General features: G+C 56.0%; 14 protein-coding genes. 7 read left to right on the forward strand and 7 right to left on the reverse strand.

The genetic code is table 11. The features are described from left to right. Positions 1-57: 57 nt before the first annotated feature. Positions 58-2,103, forward strand: coding sequence for a HelD family protein (locus G536_RS0106100; protein WP_033369513.1), 2,046 nt, complete (start codon positions 58-60; stop codon positions 2,101-2,103). 79 nt (positions 2,104-2,182) lie between these two features. On the opposite strand, the gene G536_RS0106105 is transcribed toward G536_RS0106100, so the two are convergent. Continuing rightward, positions 2,183-2,929, reverse strand: coding sequence for a superoxide dismutase (locus G536_RS0106105; protein ID WP_022822704.1), 747 nt, complete (start codon positions 2,927-2,929; stop codon positions 2,183-2,185). A 336-nt stretch (positions 2,930-3,265) separates the two neighbouring features. On the opposite strand from G536_RS0106105, the gene G536_RS0106110 reads away from it, so the two are divergent. Then, the gene (locus G536_RS0106110) at positions 3,266-4,507 is read left to right on the forward strand and encodes a carboxypeptidase-like regulatory domain-containing protein (RefSeq protein ID WP_022822705.1); all 1,242 of its coding nucleotides are present in this window, start codon (positions 3,266-3,268) and stop codon (positions 4,505-4,507) included. A gap of 95 nt (positions 4,508-4,602) precedes the next feature. Here the strand turns inward: G536_RS0106110 and G536_RS0106115 are convergent, their stop codons facing one another. Then, the gene (locus tag G536_RS0106115) at positions 4,603-5,319 is read right to left on the reverse strand and encodes a 3-ketoacyl-ACP reductase (RefSeq protein ID WP_022822706.1); all 717 of its coding nucleotides are present in this window, start codon (positions 5,317-5,319) and stop codon (positions 4,603-4,605) included. A 402-nt stretch (positions 5,320-5,721) separates the two neighbouring features. Here G536_RS0106115 and G536_RS0106120 point away from each other — a divergent pair, with 402 nt between their 5' ends. Next, positions 5,722-6,942, forward strand: a complete 1,221-nt coding sequence (locus G536_RS0106120) for a hypothetical protein (protein ID WP_169515050.1) — start codon at positions 5,722-5,724, stop codon at positions 6,940-6,942. A gap of 156 nt (positions 6,943-7,098) precedes the next feature. Further along, the gene (locus tag G536_RS0106125; protein WP_022822708.1) at positions 7,099-8,949 is read left to right on the forward strand and encodes a DUF885 domain-containing protein; all 1,851 of its coding nucleotides are present in this window, start codon (positions 7,099-7,101) and stop codon (positions 8,947-8,949) included. Positions 8,950-9,042: 93 nt separating this feature from the next. Here the strand turns inward: G536_RS0106125 and G536_RS0106130 are convergent, their stop codons facing one another. Next, positions 9,043-9,903, reverse strand: a complete 861-nt coding sequence (locus G536_RS0106130; protein ID WP_022822709.1) for an aldo/keto reductase — start codon at positions 9,901-9,903, stop codon at positions 9,043-9,045. A gap of 144 nt (positions 9,904-10,047) precedes the next feature. Here G536_RS0106130 and G536_RS0106135 point away from each other — a divergent pair, with 144 nt between their 5' ends. After that, the gene (locus G536_RS0106135) at positions 10,048-10,677 is read left to right on the forward strand and encodes a flavin reductase family protein (RefSeq protein WP_022822710.1); all 630 of its coding nucleotides are present in this window, start codon (positions 10,048-10,050) and stop codon (positions 10,675-10,677) included. Between the two features lie 110 nt (positions 10,678-10,787). Next, positions 10,788-11,291 (forward strand): DUF4126 family protein, encoded by a 504-nt coding sequence (locus tag G536_RS26520; protein WP_022822711.1) that lies wholly within the window; start codon positions 10,788-10,790, stop codon positions 11,289-11,291. 72 nt (positions 11,292-11,363) lie between these two features. Here G536_RS26520 and G536_RS0106145 read toward each other — a convergent pair whose 3' ends face one another. Beyond that, positions 11,364-11,690 carry a hypothetical protein gene (locus G536_RS0106145; protein WP_022822712.1) on the reverse strand — a complete coding sequence of 109 codons (327 nt, stop codon included), beginning with the start codon at positions 11,688-11,690 and terminating at the stop codon, positions 11,364-11,366. Between the two features lie 134 nt (positions 11,691-11,824). On the opposite strand from G536_RS0106145, the gene G536_RS0106150 reads away from it, so the two are divergent. Next, a complete protein-coding gene (locus G536_RS0106150) occupies positions 11,825-12,559 on the forward strand; it encodes a Dph6-related ATP pyrophosphatase (RefSeq protein WP_026879888.1) in 735 nt (244 codons plus the stop codon). A gap of 91 nt (positions 12,560-12,650) precedes the next feature. On the opposite strand, the gene G536_RS0106155 is transcribed toward G536_RS0106150, so the two are convergent. From G536_RS0106155 to G536_RS0106165, 3 genes are all read right to left on the reverse strand, one after another. Continuing rightward, a complete protein-coding gene (locus G536_RS0106155; protein WP_084708499.1) occupies positions 12,651-15,623 on the reverse strand; it encodes a right-handed parallel beta-helix repeat-containing protein in 2,973 nt (990 codons plus the stop codon). Positions 15,624-16,039: 416 nt separating this feature from the next. Beyond that, positions 16,040-17,062, reverse strand: coding sequence for an MBL fold metallo-hydrolase (locus tag G536_RS26525; RefSeq protein WP_022822715.1), 1,023 nt, complete (start codon positions 17,060-17,062; stop codon positions 16,040-16,042). Positions 17,063-17,122: 60 nt separating this feature from the next. Continuing rightward, positions 17,123-18,649 (reverse strand): type I deoxyribonuclease HsdR, encoded by a 1,527-nt coding sequence (locus G536_RS0106165; RefSeq protein WP_022822716.1) that lies wholly within the window; start codon positions 18,647-18,649, stop codon positions 17,123-17,125. Positions 18,650-18,761: the final 112 nt, after the last annotated feature.

An 18,761-nucleotide genomic window follows, 5' to 3' on the forward strand; every position in this document is an offset into this window, starting at 1 on the left:
CAACCGACCGGATTTTGGTGGCACCTTTGGGGTTCGTTAGTACAAGCGCCGTAAGTGATGAACGAAACCGAACTAGAAGAACGAGAATATCTGGAAGAAATCAAGGAAAAGCTGGTGCTGGCCGTCCGGCGGGTAGATGACGCTGTGCGGCAGTTTTCCGATGAACTGCGGGAGAAAAAGCAGTACATCCACGAGCACCAGTCGGGCATGGACGACGCCGACATGGTGGCCGCGGGGCAGTCCATCAACCGCATGGCTTTTACCGGCGAAGCGGCCGTGTCCAGGAAGCGCAAGCTGCTCAAGCTGGTGCAGTCTCCGTATTTCGGCCGCATCGATTTTGCCACGCCCCAGGGCACGGCGCCGCTGTACATAGGGGTGCATTCCTTTTTCGATGAGCACCACCGCCAGAACCTGATTTACGACTGGCGGGCGCCTATTTCGTCGATGTTCTATGATTTCGAGCTGGGCGCGGCCTCCTACGTTACCCCATCGGGCACGGTGCGCGGTACCATTGAGCTGAAACGGCAGTACAAAATCCGGGACGGCCGTATGGAGTTCCTGCTCGACAGCGGCGTGAACATCCACGATGACGTGCTCCAGCGTGAGTTAGCCAAGTCGTCGGACGACAAGATGAAGAACATCGTTGCCACCATTCAGCGCGACCAAAACGCGGTGATTCGCAACGAGGACGCGTCGGTGATGGTGATTCAGGGCGTGGCGGGCTCGGGCAAAACGTCCATTGCCCTGCACCGGATTGCGTTTCTGTTGTACCGTTACCGCGAAACAATCCGGGCGCAGGACGTGCTTATCATCTCGCCCAACAAGGTGTTTGCCGACTATATCTCCAACGTGCTGCCCGAACTGGGGGAAGAGCACATTCCGGAAATGGGTATGGAAGAGCTGGCCGCCGATTTGCTGGAAAACCGGTATCAGTTCCAAACCTTTTTCGAGCAGGTATCGGCGCTGCTGGAGCGCCACGACCCGGCCTTTATCGAGCGGATTCAGTTCAAGTCCTCGTTTGAATTCCTTAGTCAGCTCAACCAATACCTTCTGCACGTAGAAAACAACTATTTCAGCGTCAGTGACCTGCGGGTAGGCCGAACGGTGGTGCCGGGGCGCTTCATTCAGGAGAAGTTCAAGGCCTACCACCGAGTGCCGCTCCTGAAACGATTCGCGCAGGTTTCCAACGACGTGCGGGCGTACGTGCGCACCGCCGTGGACCGCAAGCTGACCGGGCAAGAAAAATCCATCATTGGGGAGGGGGTACCGCGCATGTTCCGGTTTCATCAGGTGCTGGACTTCTACCGGGACTTTTACCGTTGGGTGGGCCGGCCCGAGCTGCTTAAACTCGACCACCAGATGAAGCTGGAATACGCCGATGTTTTTGCCTTGATTTACCTGCGGGTGCGGCTGGAAGGCATTAGCGCCTATGAGCAGGTCAAGCACTTACTAATAGATGAAATGCAGGACTACACCCCGGTGCAGTACGCCGTGCTGTCGCGCCTGTTTTTGTGCCGCAAAACCATTCTGGGTGATGTCAGCCAAACGGTAAATCCGTACAGTGCCTCCTCGGCTGAAACCATCGAGCGGGTTTTCCCACAGGCCGACGTGGTGAAACTGTACCGCAGCTACCGCTCTACGGTTGAAATTACCAGCTTCGCGCAGCGCATCACCCCGAACCCGCACATCATACCGCTCGAGCGCCACGGCCCGGAGCCCACCGCAACGCGCTACAACAGCAGGGGAGAGGAGCTGGCAGCTCTTCAGCAGCTGGTCAGGGAGTTCAAAAGTTCGAGCAACCACTCGGTGGGCATCATCTGCAAAACCCAGCGCCAAGCCGAGCAGGTGCATCAGGCACTGCAAGAGTTTGAAGTGCAGCTACTCACCGAAGAGTCGACCACGTTCAAAGAAGGCGTTATTCTTACTACTGCCCATTTGGCAAAAGGCCTGGAATTCGACGCGGTGGTGGTGCCTTTTGCCTCGGCCCTTAACTACAAAACTGAGGTTGACAAGAGCATGCTCTACGTGGCCTGCACCCGCGCTATGCACCAACTCACGCTGACGTACTCGGGAGAGGTTACCGCCTTTCTGGCCGGCAGATAAGAGCAACTAGAAGGCCCGGAAAACCAAAAGGGCGGCCCACACGGGCCGCCCTTTTGGTTTTTATTCGGTGAAGGCACGTTTAGCCTTTCTTCACGGCGTCGAAGCGGCGGTTCACCTCGGGCCAGTTCACCACGTTCCAGAAGGCGGCCACGTAGTCGGGGCGCTTGTTCTGGTACTTCAGGTAATAAGCGTGTTCCCACACATCGAGACCCAATACAGGGGTGCCGTGTTGAATGCCGGGCAGGTCCATGAGCGGGTTATCTTGGTTGGGAGTAGAGGAAATGAACAGCTTGCCGGCTTTGTCGGCGCTCAGCCAGGCCCAGCCCGAACCGAAGCGGCTAGTGGCTGCCGCAGCAAACTGCTCCTTGAACTTATCGAACGAGCCGAACGAGCTGTTGATGGCCGTGGCCAGCGTACCGGTAGGCTGCCCACCACCCTTAGCCGACAGTAACTGCCAGAACATGGAATGGTTGAAGTGGCCACCGGCATTGTTGCGCACGGCATCAGACTGCTTGCTAGCCGAGGCCAGCAAATCGGCCAAGCTCATTTTCTCCTGCGGCTTGCCCGCAACGGCTTCGTTCAGCTTGGAAACGTAGGTTTTGTGGTGGGCATCGTGGTGCACTTCCATGGTGCGGGCGTCGATGTGCGGCTCCAGGGCATTGAAGGCATAGGGCAGAGCCGGCAGCGTGAAAGGGCCGTCGGCAATGGGGGTGGCCCGGGCTTCGCGGAGCAGCTTTTCGTCGTGGGCGCGCGCCAACAAAGCGGGGCTCACCAAGGCTCCTACCATAGTCAGAACGCCATTTTTCAGGAAATCTCGCTTCAGCATGATGTGGAAAGTAATATGAGAAAGGAAAGGAACTGTTGAACGGCCCCAAGATAGGGCGCGTTGGGTTTACGCAGATTAAGGAAAAGGTATCATGTTCGGCTGCACTGTTCTGGTATACTTCAACCGCCGTGTGGCATTGTAGTTGCATTTGGGCGGCAGGACTTTGCTTTTTCCGGTTTCAAAATCCGGCGCGGGCCTACCTTTGCGGCAGCGGCATACGCCCTGGGCGCTGCCAGCCGTTCTATCGTTTCCATTCTGGTACTCATTTAACTTAGCTTCGCCTTGCACTCATTCCACTTCCCTGCTATCCGGTCGTCCTTATTCCGTTTTTCTTCTTTGGCCAGCCTGTTTCTGCTGGCTCTGCTGGCTTTGCCTTTGGGAGCGGCGGCGCAGTTTTCGGTGCGCGGCACCGTGGTTGATAAAGAAACCAAAGAGCCGCTGCCGTTCGTGAGTATTCAGGTAGTGGGTACTACCAACGGCACAGCCAGCAACGTGAACGGCGAGTTTACTTTAGTGCTCAAGGACTTGCCTCGCACGCTGGTTTTCTCGGAACTGGGCCACTTGCGCGACACTTTGCGCGTAACGCAGGCCACCTACAACACGCCGCTGCAAGTAGCCATGGCGCCGGCCTCGGTGGTACTGCCCGAAGTGAAAGTGAATAGCTACCCGTTTCAGCTGGTGGAAAAGGCGTTCCGGCAGCTGCAAAACAGCTACTCACGTAAGTTCTATGGCAAGGCCTACTACCGCCAGCTCACCCGCATCAGCAACGAGCCCACCGAATTGCAGGAAGTGGTCTGGAACGTGAAATCCAACCCGGCCCGCATTGAGGGCACAGCCATTGCACAAGGGCGCTACGCGGCCAAGCAGGCGGCCACGGCGTTTAGCAACTTTTCCATCTACACCCGCTCCTACGGCCTCTATGATGCCAACGCCGACAGTACCAAGTCGTTGGCGCTGCTCAGCCCGAACACCGTGAAGAACTACTTGCTGGAACTGAAAGGCCTACTCGACCAGGACAGCAGCACTATTGCCGAAATCAGCTTCGAGACGCGCCCCGAAATAAAGTACCGCGTGGAAGGCACCATCTGGATTGATATCGAAACCAACAAGATTGTGCGCTATAAAATGATGCAGCCCAACTTCACGGCCAAGTCCAGCAACCCCAACCAGAAGTTCAAAAACCCCAAGCTGTCGGTGGATATGGTGTTCAAGCCCTCCGACGATGCCCCCGTTTCGCCGCTCGACCACATGCAGGTGGACCTCACGGCCGACCTCGTAACCGGCACGAAAACCGGCACCGTACCACTGAGCGTTAACTCGTTCACCTACTTCTACGACACGTCCACGACGCCCACCAAAATAGCCTACGCCCGCCCCAACGTCGACGACCGGGACCTAGAAACCATTAAGGCTACCAAGTATGACCCCGAGTTCTGGGCCAACAACCCCGTGGTGCAGCGCACTCCCGTGGAGGATGAGGTGGTAGCCTCCTTCGAGAAAAAAGGTGCCTTCGGAACGATGGTAAAAAAAGCCGAGCCCAAAGCCGACGTCATCATCCGTAACGGTAAGATAGAGTAAGGACTTAGTCTGTGTTGATATAACGCTATAGGTAAAACAAAAGAGCCTCCGCTATTCAGCGGAGGCTCTTTTGTTTTGCTGCTATTAGGTACTCACTACGGATTGGTGCTCCACATGCCGGCTTCTTTAATAAAGATGCGGCGGTTGAGTTTGAGCTGCGACACGATGAACTCTGCCAAATCTTCGGGCTGCATCACCTTGTCGGGGTTGCCGTCGGTGAGCTTGTTGCTGATGGCCAACTCGGTAGCTACAGTGCTAGGGGTGAGGGCCGACACCCGGATGTTGTGCTTGCGCACTTCTTGCATCAACGATTCGGTGAGGCCGAGCACGGCAAACTTGGAAGCACTGTAGGCGCTGGTAGTGGCCGCGCCGCGCTGCCCGGCCGTGGAGGCAATATTGATGATGTCGCCGGTTTCGCGGGCTATCATGCCGGGTAGCACAGCGCGCGTGGCGTAGTACGTGCCCATCAGGTTCACCTGAATGATGTGTTCCCACTCCTTGGGGTCCATATCAACCAGCTTAGCGAAAGTGCCGATACCGGCGTTGTTGATCAGAATATCAATGGTGCCAAGTTCGGTTTCGGCCTGCGCTACAGCCGCTTCCACAGCGGCACGGTCGGCAATATCGGCTGTTACGATGGTGGCTTTCACGCCCAGAGCCTGTACTTCCTGCGCTACGGCTTGTAACTGGCTTTCGGTGCGAGCCAACAGGGCTACGTTTACGCCTTCCTGTGCGAGGGCAATTGCTACGGCCCGGCCAATGCCTTTGCCGGCGCCCGTTACAAGGGCATTCTTTCCGCTGAGAGATTCCATAGGGGTAGTTAAATGTAGTTTAAGACAGACATCGTACCCACTTTGTTGTCGAACGGTTGCTGCTACACCTCTGCGAAGGCTCTATTTCAACTAAGCACAACATTAAGTAGCCACAGAGCGTCATATAATTAAAACCATTTTATTGAACTTAATAAACAAAATTAAGTAATAATTAAAAAAAATTGTAAAGTAAATCTAGGAATAGTATTATTGTAAAAATTATACGATTGTGATGTTTGTTACGTGCTGAAGTGAAATAGGTCCTCTAAATTCATATTTACTTAACAAGATATAATATGAACGATATAAGAGAAATCCCATCTAAGTAGCCTGTAGCAGGCATCTGAAAGCGTATTGAACCGTAAGACGCCGAAGATGAAGTACCCTTTTACCCTGATTACCATGAAGACGACACTACTCACTTTTCTTTTCATGCTGTGCACGCTCTTTGTGCAAGCGCAGCAATCAACTCCCGTTAGGTACGATTCTCAAGTCGACGGTAACTGGAATAACCCAAGCACTTGGACAATTATCTCAGGTGACGGTCCGGGAGTATCGCGGTTTCCGGCTCCTGGAGCCAACAATGTAGTTAACGTTACTACTAACGTCCGGCTGAACATTGACTATGACGTGAGTGGTAGAAATGGTGCTCTATCAATCTTCCCTAACGGCTCCTTAGTAGATGGCGGTAATCGCACGCTAACCTTGGGCGAACAAACGGGGGGCCCTAGTGACCGCCTAAATGTGCAGGCCCGGAGTAATAGAACACTGGCGCTGGACCTCTATAAAATCAACTTTATCAAGACAGATGCGCTGATTTACGCTAACATCAATGTTTCTTCTTGTGTAACCTTCGTAGTTAGCAATGACATCACGCTTACCGCCACTTTCACCATCGGTGGTAACCTGATAAATGACCAAGGCAACTCTTCTATTAACAAAGGGCAGCAGAAAGCTGGGAATCTTGTTGTAGCTGGCAAAATTCTCGGCTACAACAACGCCAACCAGATTAGGCAGTTTATCAACACTAACTATACTGAAGGGCCGGTTGCTCTCGACTGTAATGCGGCACCGCTGCCCGTGGAGCTAAGCAGCTTCACTGCCGCTTACGACAACAACCAAGTAAATTTGCGCTGGATTACGGCTAGCGAGAAAAACTCGGCCGACTTCACTGTAGAGCGGTCCTTTAATGGTGAAACCTTCACTGAAGTAGCTAAAGTGGCTGCCGCTGGTACCTCTAGTGCCCGCCGTGAATATGCTGCCACCGACCTGGGCATGCGTAAGGGCCTGAACTACTACCGCCTCAAGCAAACCGACCTTGATGGTACGTTTAGCTACACCCAGGTTATTCCAGTACAAGTAGGTAGCGTGAAGCAACAACTGCAAGCCTACGGCGACAATGGCAACCTCAACATTGTGCTGCAAACCGAAGCCGCCCTGCAAACCTTGCGAGTGTTCGACAACATGGGCCGCATGGTGTACACAGAAAACCTGACCAGCCCAACCACTGGCCTCGTAACCCGCCAGATTCCGGTAACAGGGATAAACAACCGGCAGATGTACATTGTGCAGGTCGTTACCTCAGAAGGCGTATTGAGTGGCAAGTTCCTGATAGCGAAATAACCAACATCGCCCGATTCGCAAAAGCCCGTCCGAACCTTTCGGGCGGGCTTTCTGCTGCTTATTGCTTACCACTTCGGCCTGGCGAAAACCGCCGGTTTCATCGGGTGGGCCAAACCACGTACCTTTTGGGGCTGAAACCTCTCTGCCTGATTTCCTATGAAAACCCGCGTACTCACCGGCCTGTTGGCTGTGGCCTTGCTTGGTGCCTGCAACCAACAGAAACCTGCCGCCGATGGCAGCACGCCCATTGAAACCGACGTGACTAAAATCAAGAACCTGCCCGACCTATTTGCGGGCTACTGGGAAGAGCAGGCGCGCCTGTTTCCACTGGAAGCTACCACCCAAGGCGACAACCGCTTCAACGACCAGCTGCCCAACGACGGCACCAAGGAATTCCGGACCCAGCTGGCGGCTTTCTACCAGAAGTACCTCACTAAGCTCCAAACTTTTCAGCGGGCCACACTGTCGGAAAACGACAAAATCAGCTACGACATTTTCCAGTATGACCTCGAAACCAAGCTGGAAGGCCTGAAGCTGAACACTTGGATGATGCCGTTTCAGCAGTTCTGGGGTTTGCCTATCACGATGGGCCAATATGGCTCGGGCGAAGGGGTGCAGCCTTTCAAAACCGTGAAAGACTACGACAACTGGCTGGGCCGGGTGCGGGGCTTTTCGGTGTGGGGCGACACAGCCATTGCCAATTTTCGGCAGGGCATGAAAGCCGGCGTGGTGCTGCCCAAAGCCTTGGTAAGCAAGATGATTCCGCAGATGCGCGACTTGGTGGTGACGGACCCAACCCAAAGCTTGTTCTATGGTCCCATCAAGAAGTTTCCGAAAAACATTTCCGCCGAAGATCAGCAGCGCATCACGGCCGACTATAAGAAGGCCATCATGAACGAGCTGGTGCCTACCTATCGTAAGCTTGGCGACTTCCTGGAGAAAGAGTACGCGCCCAAAGCCCGTGCTACTACCGGCATTTCGGGTGTGCCCGGCGGCCCGGAGATGTACCGCTACTACGTGAAGAGCTGGACCACCACCGACAAAACGCCCGAGCAAATCTACCAGACCGGGCTGGAGGAGGTGAAGCGCATCCGTACGGAAATGGAGAAGGTGAAAGCGCAGGTCGGTTTCAAAGGCGACTTGAAAGCCTTCTTCACTTCCCTGAAAACCGACCCCAAGCTGATGCCCTACAAAACGCCGGAAGATGTGCTCAACGCCTTCCGCAGTATTCAGGCGCGCATCACGCCCAACTTGCCCAAGCTGTTCGGGCGCACGCCCAAAACGCCATTTGAAATCCGGCAAACCGAGAAGTTTCGCGAGGCTTCGGCCTCAGCCGAGTACAACCAAGGCAGCCCCGACGGCTCCCGGCCGGGCATCTTCTACATCCCGATTCCCGATGCCACCAAGTTCAACGTGACGTCGGGCATGGAGTCGTTGTTTCTGCATGAAGCCATTCCGGGCCACCACTACCAGATTTCATTGCAGCAGGAAAATGAAGCATTGCCGAAGTTCCGGCGCTTTGCTTGGTATGGCGCCATGGGCGAAGGCTGGGCCCTTTACACCGAAAGCCTGGGCAAGGAACTCGGCCTCTATACCGACCCGTACCAGTACATGGGCGCCCTCGGCGACGAGATGCACCGCGCCGTGCGCCTAGTGGTAGACGTGGCCATGCACACCAAAAGCATGACCCGCGAACAGGCCATTGCCTACATGATGGACAACGAAGCCATCAGTGAAGACGGCGCCACCGCCGAAATTGAGCGGTATATGGCCATACCGGGGCAGGCGCTGAGCTACAAAATAGGAGCCCTGAAAATCAGGGAGATGCGCGAGAAATACGCCAAGCAGCTTGGGGTGCAGCACAACAAGCTGCGCGAACAGTATGCCGGCCAGCATCGGGAGCATTTCCACCTCACCGATTTCCATGACGAGCTGCTGAAGGACGGCGTCATGCCTCTTTCGGTGCTGGAACGCAAGATGGATACCTGGGCCCACGGCCAGGAATAGGCTGACAAATCTGAAAAAAGGCGGTTATCCTGCATGCAGGATAACCGCCTTTTTTTGTGGCCAGTTGTGTTTTCGCGCTACATGCTCACGAAGCTACTTGATGGTCTCTAGTTCAGCCATGTCCTCGGGAGTCAGGGCAATGGATGCAGCCTGTACGTTTTCTTCCAGGTGCTTCACTTTGGACGTGCCGGGGATGAGCAGGATGTTGGGCGCGCGGTGCAATAGCCAGCTCAGGGCCACCTGTTGCTTGGTAGCGTTGTGCTTCTGCCCGATTTGCTCCAGCTTGCTCAGGGCCTGCTCGTTGCCGCCACTGAGTGGGTACCACGGAATGAAAGCAATATCATTTTGCTCGGTGTACTCCAGCTCAGCTTCCCACTTGCGGTTGTCCACGCTGTACATGTTCTGCACCGATACCACTTTCACGTATTCCTGCGCCTTTTTGATTTGCTCCACGTTCACTTCGGAAAGGCCAATATGCTTGATAAGGCCATCTTCCTGCGCCTGCTGCAAAAATTCCAGCGTCTGCTCGAACGGCACTTCCGGGTCGATGCGGTGCAGTTGGTACAAGTCAATCTGGTCGAGTTTCAGGCGTTTCAGGCTACCTTCCAGAGCTTCGCGCAAGTGGTCGGGGCGGGCATTGATGGGCCACTGATTGGGGCCAGTGCGCAGCAAACCACCTTTGGTAGCAATCAGCAAACCGGCAGGGTAGGGGTGCAGCGCCTCGGCAATCAGCTCCTCCGACACGTTAGGGCCGTAGCTGTCGGCGGTGTCAATGAAGTTCACGCCCAGTTCCACGGCCCGTTGCAGCACCCTAATGGATTCGGCGTGGTCTTGGGGCGGCCCCCAAATACCGTCGCCGGTAATGCGCATGGCGCCGTAACCCATCCGGTTCACGGACAGGTCGCCGCCGATGGTGTAGGTGGGAGAGAATGAGGTCTTAGGTGAATCGGCCATAGTAATTGGGTTTTAATAGAAAGGTGGAAAGTACAAGCGTCGAATTGCGCTTGCGGCTCGTAGTAACAAACCAGGCCGCAAAATGTCCTGCGTACGCTGCGCCTTTTCTCTTTATCCGTCTCCTGGTTTCACGCTTTTTTACTTATGCGCCACATCACGCCCGCCGACCTTCAGGCTTTCGAGAAGGTGTACCGCCTCAACCTTATCAACGCCCTACCCGGCTATAAGCCCGCTAACCTTATTGGTACGGCCGACGCTGACGGAGCCACCAACCTGGCCATATTCAGCTCGGTAGTGCACCTGGGTTCGGCGCCGGCGGTGCTGGGTATTATCACCCGCCCTACTACGGTGCCGCGCCATACGTACCAAAACCTGAAAACTACCGGGTGTTTCACCATCAACCACGTGCACGCCGGTTTCGTGGCTCAGGCTCACTACACCTCCGCTGACTTTCCGGCTGAAGAATCAGAATTCGAGCAGTGCCACTTCACGCCTGATTTCCGCGACGATTTCCCGGCGCCCTATGTGGCCGAAAGCCACATCGGCATTGGGCTACGTCTGAAAGAGGAACTGCCTATTCATAATGGTACGGTGCTGCTGGTGGGTACGGTGGAGCATATCTACCTGCCCGAAAACGTGCTGCTCCCCGACGGGACCCTCGATTTGCCTGCCGTAGATGACGTCTGCATCTCCGGCCTCGATACCTACTACCGCGCCAGCCAGGTAGGTGCCTTTGCCTACGCCCGCCCCGGCCAGGGCCCGCAGTATAAGTAGAGTTTGAAAACGTATGAGCCGCGCGAAAAAGACCTGAAACCTATTTGGTCATCCACCCGGATTTATCGTTTAAAGACCTACTCCTTTCAACTGAACTCACTGAAAATAAGATGAGCAAATACTTTTGGCAAACCGTAGGACTCGGCACGTTGGCGGGCTTCCGGAGCATGACGGCCCCGATGCTGCTAAGCGGCAACCTCACCAAATTTCACCCCCACGCCCTGGCTAAGTCGCCGTTGCGGTGGATGCAGAAGCCTTGGGTGGCCACGGGCCTCAAGCTGATGACGGCCGGCGAAATGGTGGGCGACAAACTGCCCGCTGCCCCCGACCGTACCGCGCCGCCTGTACTGGCGGGCCGGGCCCTATCCGGGGCGCTGGTAGGGGCCACACTCTACAAAGTCAACCATGATAGCGCCATAAAAGGGGCGTTGCTCGGTAGTGCTGTAGCGGTAGCCGCCACGTACGCCAGTCTATACCTGCGCAAAAAATCAGCGCAAGAATCCGGTTTGCCGATTGCCTTGGTTGGCGGCTTTGAAGATGCGCTGGTGCTGGGTGCTGGCTTGGCCCTTTCGAAAGGCACAGCGCTGGGCTTACCCGCTGGTCGGGCGCTGTAGCTAGCTTCTTCATAACATAAAAAAGCCCGCCAACTACAAGTTGGCGGGCTTTTTTACAAATAGACTACGCTCTTATTCGCTGCCTTTCGATTTAGCTTCCTCTGATTCTTTAGGCATGCGGTTGGGTGGCGAGTTGGGGTTGCTCGGCGACGACTCCAGCGCGGCATCGGCATTACCTTGCGAAGCTTGCTGGTCGGCGGCTGAGCCTTTCCCGGCTGGGGCTTCCACCCGCTGCCCACCCGAGATGCTGTCGCGGTCCGTTTCGTTGACGGTGGCGGGTGGCGCGTTAGTGAAGTCCTCGGTAACTTGGGGGTCTTTGCCAGGAGATTTCTGCCGGTCGCAGGCGGCCAGCGAGGCTACGGCCGCAACGGCTAGCAGCAGATGGGAAATGCGTTTCATAGAAAGTAGTTGGAATAGGAAAAACAGACGAAGCAAGCCGGCGCAAAAACAAGCAGCTGCGGCTGCTTAACCCAACGTAGGGCAAGGCGCTGCGGTTGCGGCAATGTTTCGAGGTGGCCCTCTACCTTTACCGCATGTCAGTTCCTGCCTTGATGAATTGGAGCGGCGGCAAAGATTCGGCACTTGCCCTCTACTACGCCCTCCGCAACCCCCGTTTCCACGTCACCGACCTGCTCACCAGCGTCAATGCCCATTACCAACGCGTTTCCATGCACGGGGTGCGGCTGGAATTGCTGGCGCAGCAGGCCCAGCGCATTGGCCTGCCGCTCACCCAGCTGGAACTCCCCGAAATGCCCGGCATGGAAGACTACGAGCGGATTATGCGCGAAACCCTGGCCCCGCTTCAGGCAAAAGGCATTCGGCATTCCATCTTCGGTGATATTTTTCTGGAAGACCTCCGCCAGTACCGCGAACAGCAACTAGCTGGCATCGGCATGGAAGCCGTTTTCCCTATCTGGCAGCGCCCCAGCGCCGACCTATTGCGTGAGTACCTCGACCTGGGCTTCAAAGCGGTAGTTGTCTGCGTGAACGACAAGTTCCTGGATGCCAGCTTCTGCGGCCGCCTGCTCGACGCCGACTTTCTGCGCGACCTGCCGCCCGGCGTAGACGCTTGCGGTGAAAACGGCGAGTACCACAGCTTTGTGTTCGATGCGCCGTATTTCGCCTCGCCCATCTCGTTTGAGTACGGCGAGAAAGTGCGCCGTACCTATCAGCCGCCCGCCAACAGCCAAGCTAATTGCCACCAAGAGGATGCCCCTGACCCCTACGCCGCCGGCTTCTGGTACTGCGACTTATTGCCCGTCGAGTAAGCAACAAGTAAGGCTACCAAAAAGACAACGGCCTTCCCCGCAGTTAGGGAAGGCCGTTGCTAAAACGTTGCTTGTATAAGTGCCCAATAGATTACTGAACAACCAACCGTTGTGGCTTGCTGGAATAACCAGGTGCCTCTACGCGCAGCAGATACACGCCAGTTGAGAGCGAAGCCGGCAGGTTTACTTCTGTATCCGTGCCGCCGCGTAGCTTCTGGGTTAGCACCGTGCGGCCGCTAAGGTCGGTAAGCAGTACGCGGGCCGGGCCGCTGGCCACTGCCGATAAGCGTACTGTTACGTAGTGGCTGGCTGGGTTAGGAAACACCGCAAATTGGTTGGGGCTGGGGTGGCTAGTAGCCAATGGGCCGCCGGTAATGGCCACCGAGGCTACCGCCGAGTAGCGCGCTACGCCGGCCGCGTTGGTTTGGCGTAGGCGGTAGGTGGCCTGCATCAGGCCCTGCGTGTTGCGGTCTTGGTAGGTATAGGCTAGCGGCTGCGGTGTAACGCCTTGGCTGGCTACGAAGCCAATCTGCTGCCAGTTAGTGCTGGTAGTGGAGCGTTCCACTGCATACCCGAACATATTATCTTCGCTCGGCAGCGTCCATTCCAGCGCCACGGTGCCGGGGGTCGGCTGGTCGGCCGTGAAGGAAAGTAGCTGGGTGGCAAGCGGGTTGACAGCCGGCGAGAGGGAGCCCAGCGTGAACGTAGTGAAATTGCTAGCTGGCCGAGCCGATACCACCGCACCGGCGTTAAGACTGCCGCTCAAGCCGCTGTTGCCCGCTGTGTCCCAGGTGGTGCCGTTGAAAGCTGCCACTTGCAAATCCGTCGAGAAATTATTGATGCCACTACGGAAGGCGTTTTCCCAGAACAACTGCACGTTCACCGCGTCGGAAGTGCCGGCCCCATCTAGGGTCCAGTGCTCCACCTGGCTGACCTCGCTTAGTGGGGAGTTGGCGGTACGGGTAGCATAGGCCGTAGGTATGTACTCGGCGGTGAAAGCCGTAGTGGCGCTAGCCGGCGCCGAAATGCCCAGGCGAGCCCACTGCCCATTCTTGCCCAACGGGAACACGAAAGCCTGCTGGCCTTCTTTGCGCAGCGGACCATCCACGTAAGACGTAGCATTACCCGCGGTGGCCGTGGCTTGGTCGGTAAGGGTAAGTAAGTTGCTGGCCGTAGTGCGTAACAGGCCGTCGGTGAGAGTGAGGCTGCCCGTAAGAGCGAGAGGCGCGCCCAGTGTGAGGGTTTTGCCGGCGCCGTTGAGCGACAAAGCACGCAGGGTAGTAGTAGCTTCGGCGGTCAGCGTTAGGCTTTTGCTGATGCTGATGCTCTCATCATAAGCGGAGGCACTCAACCCAAGTGTGCCATTTTCAGCTACTAGCGCCAATCCTTCGGCTAGTGGAGTATCAGTTGAGGACTGCGGGCTATAGTTATCAGCAGTCAGCTGAGCAAGATCTGGCTGGAAGCCCACGGCAGCCGCAGCGTCTAGGTTGCTGCCAAGGAAGGGAGAGTAATCAATTAAGCCAGTAGTAGCAAAAGCTGATTGCCCGGCGAAATTGGCGGAGGGTCCGGCTAGCGTCGTCACGAGGCCGCCGGTGCCGGTGGTACCGCGCACCGCAGTTGCCGTAGCAGCACCCAGCCAGTTCAGTGAAGCGTCAACCGGGTTGGTTAGGTTCACGGTGCGGATAGCGGTGGCGCAGCTGTCGAGGCGGTTGCCCCGGATACTGTCGCCACTAGATACGACCAATCCGTTGCGGCTGCTGTCAAAGAAAGGGGTGAAGCCGGTGCTGTTGGCGGGGCGGTCTTGCACTTGCACAGCCCGCTGGCATTGCGCCACCACGTTGCCGAATACCTTGTTCTGGCTGCCTTCCAGCACCATCCCGAAGCCGTTGATATTGAAGCTGGAACTGGTAGCATCGGCCAGATAGCCCCGGATGGTGTTGCCTGCCACATAAGCGCCGCCCGTGGTTAGGTCGCCATTTACGCCGCCCCCGGCCGCAATTACGCTCCGGTCCCGGTCGATAAATGCCAAGCCGGCATTGTCCTCAGAGAGGTTGGTTGGGGTGCTAATAGTGCGGGCAACGTAGTTGTTGCGGACCACAAAGCTACCAGCGCCACGGCCTTGGCCATTGCCGGTGCAGGCCTTCAACTCCATGCCATTGGAAGCATTGTTGCGGATGGCATTGCCCTCGATAAGCGCCGCAATGCTGGTAAAACTGCCGCCGTTGCGGGTACCAGCCGCGCCCAGCACTACCAGCGCGCCGCCTGCATTCTGGCTGAACTGGTTGTTGCGCACCGTCAGGTTGCTCACGCTGCCGTCGTTGATGTCGATGCCGCCGCGGCGGTTCATTTCAAAGGTGCCGCCTTCAATCAGGATATCCGCTTTGTGGCCATTGACTAGGAACAGGCCCCGACCGGCTCCGTTGGCACTAGGGTTGGTGCCTTCGGCGGTATAAGCAGCCCGCACTCGCCGAAACGTCAGGTGGTCAACGCCACCCAAGCTTCGCCAGAAAATCCCTTGCCGCCGGTTGTGCACCGTTTCCACATCTTCCAGTAGAAAATAAGCCTGCGGATTGCTGCCATCAGCCTGAATACCAAAGTCGTAGTTCTGGAACGTAAGGTCAGCAATGGTGAGTGAGTTGGTACTGGTACCGCCGCTTACCGTTATCAGCAGGCCGGCTTCGTTGGTTTGGGTGGGAGATGGTAGTAGCCCGCCATCAAAAATGGTGGCGCTGCTTGGCTGACCCGTAGCCGTACCAGCTCCCTGCAAACTGATAGGCTTGTTGAGCACGATGCGCTCGGAGTATGTACCTGCATCAATAAAAATGGTTTGGGTAGTAAGATCGGCTTGTGCCAAGGCGCGGGCTACGGTGGCAAAAGGTGCTGCTGCCGAGCCGTTGCCGGTAGCGTCATTGCCCGCCGCTGTTGTAAATAAGTCGCCGATAGTGGCGCTGTCGTTTACGTACAGGGCAGGTGGGTTAGTAGACTGTGCTGTTGCGGTTGAAGGCAGACCACCAAGCAAAACGCATGGGAAAAGAAAGGTAAAAGCGGGTAAAACCTGTTTCATTTTAGGTGGTTATATTCTGTAAAAAATTGTGTTTTTGGTGTAATGTATAATGTGATGCTAGCGCGAGTAGGTGATAATAGAGTAGATATTGTCTAATTTTTTATAGAAATAAATTCAATATAAATAAGTGCTGATTAGCTTGCTTGTTGTGTTATAAAATCAACTTTAAAGCAAGTTAATATTCGTTTATATAATATGGGTAACCAACGACATATTTCGATTGGTTTATTCTTTATTATAAAGATTTTGTCATATTGAAGCTATAATCAATGATGAATAGTAAATATAATTATTATGATTCATGGTGCGTCGCTGTTTTCACGTAATTGTTCTTTGGCTAGCTATTAAAAAAAGCGGCTTCGTCCACTTGTGTGAACGAAGCCGTTGGTGGCTACCAAAGATGCGGTTAAGTGAAATCAGCCTCTGTATATGGTAGAGGAAATGTAAGTCCGGCGCTTAGTGCGTCGAGTTTCACCCAAAGCAGCAACTTTATGGCTGTTGCGCGACAACCAGATGCCGCCTGCTACTGCTACGCCAGCCCCTACCAGCCAGATAGGTAAATTGGTTTTCGCTGGCGGCGGCACCGATACCACGCCACTTTCGTTGGCTTGGGCTGGGTGGCCCACATAGCGGCCCTGGGCGGGTACGGCTTTATCATCGAAGTGCGCTACCAAATCGGCTAGCTGCTGGCGTAATTCTTCGCCCTGCATCGGGATACCGTGGCCGGTAGCTGCTAGGGTGGGGTTGAGGCCAGCCAGCAGTGCTACCGAGTGCCGAGCATGCTGCCAATCGGGGGTGAAATAGGCGGGCGGGCCGTGCACTTCTTGCTTCTGCGTCCAGGTGGCCATGCCCGATTCGGCCTGCACCGTTACGAAAGCGTCGCCGGGTACCAGTACATGGTCGGCTTCGCGGAAGAAGGAAACATGGCCCGGCGTATGACCCGGTGTATGTACCCAGCGCCAACCAGACAACTCGGGCACGGTGCCGTCGGGCGGGAGAGCCTGTATGCGGGAGCCCAAGTTGAGCGGCTTCTTGGGATACAAAAATGACATGGCCGCCATTGTCCCGCCGCCCACGGTTGGGTCGGGTGGGGGGTACGACGAGCGGCCAGTGAGGTAGGGCAGTTCCAATGGGTGGGCGTACACTGGCACATTGGGCCACGCCTTCAGCAGGTGTGGTAGCGCCCCTACGTGGTCGAAGTGGCCGTGGGTAAGCAGGATGGCCGCGGGCGGATTATCGTGCCCAAAAAGGGCTTCTGCTGACCGTTGTACCTTTTGGCCAGAACCAGGAAGGCCGGCGTCAATCAGCACCCAAGCGTCGGTGGGGGCCTCAGGGTTACGCACGAAGTAGAGGTTGGCAAATACGTCGCGCAGACCCCATAGGCCAGCGGTAACGTGTTGCAGCGCGGGCGTATTGGCGCGGGTTGCTTTGTTGAACATAGTGGTTGATATGTTAATTGTTGATGTGATAATGTGCTGTTTGCCAACGCGCTTGCCTGACTACTCACTGGCCGCGTCGCAGCCACAAAGCACCTCACGGGTAGGCTTAGCCGTTTTGTAGTTAGGCAGGGATATTTCTTTCATGTACACCACATCAAGGTGGCGCAGCGGTGGGTTGCCGGGCTGTTCGCGCCAGATGCGGAGTAAGTAGTTGCAGTAATACGGCCGCATGTAAGCATTCGAAACAAACAGGTAGTTCTCGGAATACTTGCGCCACCGGTCGTTTTTAAAAAGGCGCATCACCGATTCGGGCTTGCTGTAGGTAAGGGGTTGGCCGTGGCGGTTCAGGTCGAGGTGGCGGCCATCGGTGGTGGTAGCATCCAGTAGATACCAGCCATCATCCTTGAACACGGCCGGCGCAAACATGCCCCAGTGCTGGTCGATGCGTACTAGGTAGCCCAACCACCGCAGCGGCTCTTTCATGGCCCAGCGCGGGTTCACAATGTTGTCGAGGTTCCACCAGCATACATATACCAGTACGCCCACTACTAGCCCTTCGCGCACGCTCCGCAACAGCCGGCGCGCCCCCGCCGAAACTTCTATCGACGAGTTGATTTGCACGTTGACGGGGCGCTGCCAACTGGCTAGCCGAGTCCGTAGAGAAGCTAAGCGGGCTGCCACACGGGGGCGCAACTGTTGCGTGGCCGGTACCAGCCAGCGCTCCAGCCTGTCCATAGCTACGGGGGGCAGCAAGCCCAGCACTGAGGCCAAGTTGATCAGGAAGAACAACCCCACGAACAAGGTCAGACTGATACCGATGTGAAAGCCGAACATTACCCCCACAAACAACAACCGCCAAAACGGCACCCAGAACGGCAGAAACAGCACAAACGGCAGAAACTTCTCCAGATAATAAGTGGCAAAGGTGAGAAACCGTAGCAGCTCGGGATAGGGATAAATGAGCTTGCCGCCTGGCATCAGTACTTGGTCGAGGCTAAGGGCATAGTAAAGGGCCGTGCCCTCAGTGGTCCATTCTGCGCCCGATTTGAGTAGCGCCGTGCACCAGTACACTAGGGCTATCTGAACTACGTAGGCTACAGTAGCCGCACTGATGTAAGTCAGTTGGGGCGGAGTGAGCCGCTTGCGCGCATCCCAAGAGTACACGCGGCCCCAGGGCAAAAAGAAGCCCCAAAACAACAGCATGCGCAACAGGTCGTCGCCGCCCTGCGAGATAAGCGGGTTCCGATTCTGCAATGATACCAGTAGCACCCACGATACCACCGTGGCTAGCCGGGTGTGGTAGCCAAGTAGCAGCGCCACGGCTGCCACGGCAGCTACTCCGAACAGTACTGCCTGTACCTGCCACAAACCGCTACTGCTGTGCAACGAGAATTCGTACGAGTTCCAGTTATGCTCAAACAGTACCTGCAACGGCAACACGCCCATATTGGAGTAGTGAGCCTCCAAATCGGTGCTTCTGATAACCAAATCAGTAAGTAGCACAACCGCTACGGCAACTCGTAGCAGCGCAAGAGCACGCAAATCGAATACAAAAGGACGGCGGAGAGCGGCTAACAGTGCAGGCATAGACAAGCAAACGGAACTCGGAGACGAACAGGCAAAAAAAGGCGGAAAGGTTGCTCATCGTTTCCAATGATCAACCTTTCCGCCTTTTCAACCGACTATTGAAAACAAGCCG

It is taken from the genome of Hymenobacter norwichensis DSM 15439 (assembly GCF_000420705.1).
Classification (GTDB): domain Bacteria; phylum Bacteroidota; class Bacteroidia; order Cytophagales; family Hymenobacteraceae; genus Hymenobacter; species Hymenobacter norwichensis.

Excerpts from the sequence above, each read along its gene's own strand:
- G536_RS0106105 (WP_022822704.1), bottom strand. The coding sequence starts at position 2,929 with ATGCTGAAGCGAGATTTCCTGAAAAATGGCGTTCTGACTATGGTAGGA.
- G536_RS0106135 (WP_022822710.1), top strand. The coding sequence starts at position 10,048 with ATGCGCCACATCACGCCCGCCGACCTTCAGGCTTTCGAGAAGGTGTAC.
- G536_RS0106145 (WP_022822712.1), bottom strand. The coding sequence starts at position 11,690 with ATGAAACGCATTTCCCATCTGCTGCTAGCCGTTGCGGCCGTAGCCTCG.
- G536_RS0106100 (WP_033369513.1), top strand. The coding sequence starts at position 58 with ATGAACGAAACCGAACTAGAAGAACGAGAATATCTGGAAGAAATCAAG.
- G536_RS0106115 (WP_022822706.1), bottom strand. The coding sequence starts at position 5,319 with ATGGAATCTCTCAGCGGAAAGAATGCCCTTGTAACGGGCGCCGGCAAA.
- G536_RS0106150 (WP_026879888.1), top strand. The coding sequence starts at position 11,825 with ATGTCAGTTCCTGCCTTGATGAATTGGAGCGGCGGCAAAGATTCGGCA.
- G536_RS26520 (WP_022822711.1), top strand. The coding sequence starts at position 10,788 with ATGAGCAAATACTTTTGGCAAACCGTAGGACTCGGCACGTTGGCGGGC.
- G536_RS0106130 (WP_022822709.1), bottom strand. The coding sequence starts at position 9,903 with ATGGCCGATTCACCTAAGACCTCATTCTCTCCCACCTACACCATCGGC.
- G536_RS0106125 (WP_022822708.1), top strand. The coding sequence starts at position 7,099 with ATGAAAACCCGCGTACTCACCGGCCTGTTGGCTGTGGCCTTGCTTGGT.
- G536_RS0106165 (WP_022822716.1), bottom strand. The coding sequence starts at position 18,649 with ATGCCTGCACTGTTAGCCGCTCTCCGCCGTCCTTTTGTATTCGATTTG.
- G536_RS26525 (WP_022822715.1), bottom strand. The coding sequence starts at position 17,062 with ATGTTCAACAAAGCAACCCGCGCCAATACGCCCGCGCTGCAACACGTT.
- G536_RS0106155 (WP_084708499.1), bottom strand. The coding sequence starts at position 15,623 with ATGAAACAGGTTTTACCCGCTTTTACCTTTCTTTTCCCATGCGTTTTG.
- G536_RS0106120 (WP_169515050.1), top strand. The coding sequence starts at position 5,722 with ATGAAGACGACACTACTCACTTTTCTTTTCATGCTGTGCACGCTCTTT.